Genomic DNA, 4,306 nt, shown 5'->3' with positions numbered 1-4,306 from the left:
ACCGATGCATGGCGTAACAGCCTAGACCACTATCAAGAATTCGTTATCATCGTTGCACTTGACTTGAAAATTGAGGTGTTGTTATTTCTATAATCAGATCAGCATTTATCCGACCGTTAAGTCTCAATGATTTATAAACTAGTCAGCGTTTTCTCCATTTTGTATACCGTATACACAAGCCGTAATGATTTACTTGCAAATGAAAAAGCTACTCCAACCTTAATGGTCAAAGCAGCTTCGAAAGCCTAGTCTAGACTAATTTTTTTGCGCCAATATCCAATGGTCTGGCAATCACTACTGGAAGGTCGCAGACTTCAACATAACCTGTCTTGTCGGTCTCGAGAATGCTAGGGATCAAGTTGACTGCTGGAGCGGCTGATGAAACGTAGCCTTCTCTTTCTGGGATCAATCCATCGATCTGCGCATCGACTGACGGCAAGCCTTCAATATGAATCGTATTATTGATCGGTAATTCTGGTGTCTCTTTATTATCAACTTTATGAACATATCTTAAGGCGGCTACTTGTTCGTTGCCGTTGTAAAGTGCCATGGTAAATCTGTGGGCATAAATGCTGCCCTTTTTGACTGTACCCTTGATCGTTTCCAAATCTTTGGGTGCAGTGAAGACTTCATGCTCTGGTTTGAAGGTATCATATTTCAGACCGATCCTATCGGCCATCTCGTATACGCCGGATGAATAATAAGCATAAATGAACTTAGCCAAGAGATCTTCGTCTGAGTCTGGTTTTGGATATTTATTGATATCGCCGCCATATGAGAAGACATCGACCCAGCCTGATGTGTTGTGCCAGTCATCTTCACCGGATTGAACAACAATTTTATCCACGTGGCCCATGGCCCCGGCCAAAACTAGTGGGATATATGAGGCATAATCGCCTGGCAAAAGTCCAAATGGTACAAAAGCAACATTATGTGCTTTAGCATGTTCATTTAGATATTCATATACTTCTGGCTGACTGTCTTGAACATGATATACCGGAATCGTGGTAATAACGTTTTTACCGGCATCGAGCGATTTGGCGAGTCGAATAGCAGAAGGCATGAATGTTCCTTGTTTGTCCATTTCCGTTGGGCAAAAGTCGAGCACAATGTCAGCTGGAAGTTTCAAGGCTGCATCAATATCATCTGAAACTTTGACGCCGACTTTGTCAAAATCAAAGACTTCTCCGGCATCCTTACCTAACTTCTTTGGATCAACGTCAACGGCTGCAACCAATTCAAAAATATTTTGTCTTTCCGCGATCATTCTCACTGCGGAACGACCAACGTTTCCTAATCCCCAAATAATAACTTTATATTTACTCACCAGAACTAACTCCTTTCAAGTCAACTTTCGTTTACAGGGAAAGAATATTTCCTTGTGAAATATTTATCAATTCACATATTGGCACAAATGTAACATCTTTCTCATTTAATCCAATCTGTGTAATTCATCGAGCGTAGTTGTCCAGATAATTATGCATTGAATTATTGAGTAAGGCTTTCCACCGTTTAACGAACTCCTGAGTTGAAAAACCATATTTACCTTTGACCCATTCGGTAGTCAGTCCCATATAAGCGTGAAAATAATAATCGCTTAAAAATGCCTGATCTTCGTCAGAAATTTTCCTACCGACCAATATTTCTGGGATCAAGATCCCAATCTGCATCTCAGTCAATTTATAAAATTCTGTCTGTAAACAGTTTTGTCCTTCAAGCGACAACAATTTTTTATAGTAGTCGCGATTGTCTTGGAGATAATTCACGATAAACAGCGACCCTTGATCCCAGTCATTGATATTCGTCAAACTGATGACTGTTGGAAAAAGATCATGCTCAAAGATGGTACTGACAAGATCATATTTATCTAAGAAGTGATTGTAAAAGCCGCGTCGAGTGATATCGGCTTTTTCAGCGATCATTTTAATTGAGATCTCAGTGAATTCATGGTCTTTCATCAGCCCTTTAAATGATTTGATTATGTCTAGTTCTATCTGCGAATAGGTTGCCATCTTTTCACCCCAATTATCTAAACTGTTTTCTTCCCGCGTTTACAATCTAAGTGCAACACATAATTAAATAGACCAAAAAGGCCAAGATGACCTATTCTTATAAGCAACCAAGCACATAAGAAAGGCACATCATGACCAACATCAAGCGTACCATCTCTAAGGCTTACCAACAACTATCAAATTTTGATCGCGTTCGCATTGAAACTCTGCTCAATCAGGGATTCTCCCAAGCACGGATTGCCCGCGAACTCAACCGCTCTCGTAGTACTATTTCGCGTGAGATCACTCGTGGCTCCGTTCTACAGCGAATTCCCGGACATAAGGTAGCGTTGATTTACTTTGCTGATACGGCAGCTTATCTGCACGCTCAGCGGCGGGAGCGGTGTCGCCCCAAGACGATGCTTGAGAAGAACCCCGAGTTCTACGCCGCCTGTGCCGCTGCCATCAAGCAACGTCCACGCGTACACAGTGTGGACAGCTTCGTGCACACCTTCAAACGGGAACACGCAGACGAGGTTGTTCCTTCAACACCAACGGTTTACCGGGATATTGAGGCCGGTAGATTCGAACTACGGACCCACGACTTACCGCGCAAACCCAGCTCGCGAATTAAACGAAGCCATTCCCATACCCGCACCAATAAGACGAAGCTTAATACCTCGATTGATGAAAGACCCATTGAAGTTCAAGACCGTCGGCAAGGGGGCCATTGGGAAGGAGATTTAGTGAAAGGTAAGCGCGTTGATAGCGAACCTGCGTTGCTGGTTTTGACAGAGCGGACGAGTCGCTTCGAGATCATCATCAAGCTCGCTAACTACAAAGCAAGTACCTGTAAGGTGGGACTTCAGTCCATCATTGATGATTACGGTGCGGAATACTTCACCACCATCACCTTTGATAACGGCAGTGAGTTCGCACAACTAGATTCAGTAGAAGGAACTGATGTCTACTTTGCTCATCCGTACTCACCATGGGAGCGCGGAACAAATGAGAACCAGAACGGCCTTCTACGAGAGTTTATTCCGAAAGGTCGCTCACTCCACCATTACGACATCATTGATATTCAGAGCTTCCAGGACGCACTCAACAGCCGGCCTCGTCGTATCTTGGGCTACCGGAGTGCGGCGGAACTGATGCCGGAACTCTAAGCTGTGTACCACTTATAGGATTGGACTAGAAACTGTTGCACTTAGATTGACAATACGGGAAGAAAATCGTGTGCACGCCATGTTCGCCGATACGATTCACACAGCGGTTAGTTTCCAGCTGCTTTTCTTGGCACACTCTCAGACTATTTGCACCAGAGCCATAATACCAACCACAAGGATATCGACATTTTTGTCAATCCCGTTGACAGGTTTTGCTCCTAGAATAATTGCTAACTGTTGTGCCTGGAAACGACGAAAAGATCGCAAACGGCCGGTAAAGAGAATTCGTTTGCCCCTTAAATCTATCATGATGTTTACCTCTCACTAGGGGGAACGTTTGCTAGATCTTCTGCCTGATACTTTTCGATGCGATATAAGGTTACTGGTGCAATACCTAACATGCGTGCAATTTGTCGCTTGGTCAGAGTTTCATCTCCGTCTTTCTTCCTATTCAAAAGGCGACAGGCTTCTTTATAAATATAGCGTTTTTGACGATTAGGTGAATGAGGACCATATTCGCGAATTTTGCCTTTATATTTGCCCTGGCGTTTGGCAATTTCTATGCCTTGTTGTTGCCGTATCTTAATAGTTTCGCGCTCTTCTTGAGCAATATACTTATATAGTTCGACAATAATTGTCGTAATCAAGTTACGAAGGTTAGGATCTTCAATACTTGCAAAGCTAGGCAGATTTAGAACGTTCAATTGAGCTCCACGATGCCGAATGGTTTCGATGATGTCAGTCAAATCATGAGAATTGCGACCAAGTCGATCAAGGCTCAGTACCACTACTTCATCATCATCACGAATATAGTCTAACATTGCTTTCAGTTGAGGACGATCGGCATTTTTACCTGAAAGCTTCTCTTGAAAGATTTTATTAACACCGGCATCATGTAGCTGTTCAATTTGACGCGCCAGATTTTGATCACGCGTACTAACACGCGCATAACCGATTTTAGACAATTCTAGATCACCTCCGGGTCACTTATATGTAACTAATAATACTCCCTTCTCTCTTTAGTTACAATAGGGTACACCCTAGTGCAACAAATAGATTGATTTAAATTACCCCAGTTTACAATTCAAGTGCAACACCCTGACGACTAGACCAAAAAGGCCATGAAGACCTATTCTTGTTAGTACT

The 4,306-nt window shown here is 42.9% G+C and carries 4 protein-coding genes and 1 pseudogene; 1 reads left to right on the top strand and 4 read right to left on the bottom strand.

Annotated features, from left to right (window positions below; all coding sequences use genetic code 11):
* Window positions 1-250 precede the first annotated feature (250 nt).
* Both JUF11_RS12855 and JUF11_RS12850 read right to left on the bottom strand, forming a co-directional pair.
* Window positions 251-1,327 (bottom strand): dihydrodipicolinate reductase, encoded by a 1,077-nt coding sequence (locus JUF11_RS12855; protein WP_003568823.1) that lies wholly within the window; start codon window positions 1,325-1,327, stop codon window positions 251-253.
* Window positions 1,328-1,451: 124 nt separating this feature from the next.
* On the bottom strand, window positions 1,452-2,012 hold the full coding sequence (locus tag JUF11_RS12850) for a TetR/AcrR family transcriptional regulator (RefSeq protein WP_204119908.1): 561 nt from the start codon (window positions 2,010-2,012) through the stop codon (window positions 1,452-1,454).
* A gap of 131 nt (window positions 2,013-2,143) precedes the next feature.
* On the opposite strand from JUF11_RS12850, the gene JUF11_RS12845 reads away from it, so the two are divergent.
* Window positions 2,144-3,160 carry an IS30 family transposase gene (locus JUF11_RS12845; protein ID WP_204119907.1) on the top strand — a complete coding sequence of 339 codons (1,017 nt, stop codon included), beginning with the start codon at window positions 2,144-2,146 and terminating at the stop codon, window positions 3,158-3,160.
* A 156-nt stretch (window positions 3,161-3,316) separates the two neighbouring features.
* On the opposite strand, the pseudogene JUF11_RS12840 reads toward JUF11_RS12845, so the two are convergent.
* Together JUF11_RS12840 and JUF11_RS12835 are read right to left on the bottom strand one after the other, a co-directional pair.
* A pseudogene (locus JUF11_RS12840) lies at window positions 3,317-3,469 on the bottom strand (BRCT domain-containing protein); the annotation flags it as partial.
* Between the two features lie 5 nt (window positions 3,470-3,474).
* The gene (locus JUF11_RS12835) at window positions 3,475-4,125 is read right to left on the bottom strand and encodes a recombinase family protein (protein ID WP_016364568.1); all 651 of its coding nucleotides are present in this window, start codon (window positions 4,123-4,125) and stop codon (window positions 3,475-3,477) included.
* Between the last annotated feature and the right edge of the window lie 181 nt (window positions 4,126-4,306).

The organism is Lacticaseibacillus suilingensis, from assembly GCF_016861845.1.
GTDB lineage: Bacteria > Bacillota > Bacilli > Lactobacillales > Lactobacillaceae > Lacticaseibacillus > Lacticaseibacillus suilingensis.
This window is presented reverse-complemented; position numbering and strand designations above follow the sequence as displayed.